The sequence below is a fragment of the Thiolapillus sp. genome (assembly GCF_048562965.1).
Lineage (GTDB): Bacteria > Pseudomonadota > Gammaproteobacteria > Chromatiales > Chromatiaceae > Thiolapillus > Thiolapillus brandeum_A.
Genome location: NZ_JBHNMF010000949.1, coordinates 1 through 1,094, shown reverse-complemented (window position 1 = coordinate 1,094; position 1,094 = coordinate 1). Strand labels below are relative to the sequence as shown.

At 45.9% G+C, this 1,094-nt stretch carries 1 protein-coding gene; it reads left to right on the top strand.

Features of this window, described 5'->3' with window-relative positions; all coding sequences use genetic code 11:
* Window positions 1–3: 3 nt before the first annotated feature.
* The coding region (locus ACOCD2_RS21375; protein WP_419626071.1) for a reverse transcriptase domain-containing protein at window positions 4–1,094 on the top strand (1,091 nt) is incomplete at its 3' end.

Below are 1,094 nucleotides of genomic sequence, written 5' to 3'. Positions count from 1 at the left end.
TCTATTCTGACTCTTCTGGATCTAAGCGCTGCCTTCGACACAATCGATCATAGCATTCTTCTGACTCGCCTCGATAGCACTTTTGGTATTCGTGATCTTGCCCTCTCCTTCTTCCGTTCCTACCTACAAGACAGGACACAAGTAGTAACTGTGAATGGAATAAAATCCTCTCCTTCACTTCTGACTTGTGGGGTCCCCCAGGGTTCCGTCTTGGGACCAATTCTCTTCATTCTGTATACTCAGCCTCTTTCTGATATAATCAGTCACCACTCTGTCTCTCATCATATGTTTGCGGATGACACTGAACTGTACAAATCGGATTCTCCTTCCGAAGCTTTCACTCTCTCACGGACCATTGAAGCCTGCATTTCGGACGTGAAGGTCTGGGTAGTTCAAAATAAACTTCAGTTAAATGACGACAAAACAGAGATTCTTCTCATCGGTTCTGCTCCTGGAATTGATCTTCCTTCTTCTGTACGTGTGGGTCAGAGTGACATCTCGTTTTCCAGTGCAGCTCGTAATCTCGGTGTCATTTTTGACAGTGAGCTCGCACTGAAGGAACAGGTGAACAAACTCTGTCAACTGGCTTATCTGGAGATTAGAAGGATCGGTTCAATCCGACAGTATCTTTCTGTGGAAGCTACTAAAACTCTCGTTTCCTCTCTTGTTCTCTCTAGGCTTGATTATTGCAATGCTCTCCTTGCTGGCTGTCCTCAGGTTCTCCTTGATAAAATCCAGAGAGTGATAAACTGCTCAGCTCGCCTCATCTACAAAGCTTCAAAATCTGCTCACATTACTCCTTTACTCTTTGATCTCCACTGGCTGCCGATCAGCAGCCGGATTCAATACAAAATAGCTCTCACCTGCTTCCACATTATCTCTGGTACAGCTCCTCCATACCTCTCCGAGTTGCTTCGCCTCTATTCTCCTTCTCGTTCTCTTCGTTCAGCCTCAGATACTCGGATTTTTCGTGTCCCAAGGGTGTGCAGGAGGACTCTTGGGGAGAGATCCTTTCAGTATATCGGACCTGTCATCTGGAACTCTCTTTCTTTCTCTGTTAGGCATGCCACGACACTCTCCTCTTTCAAGTCAAA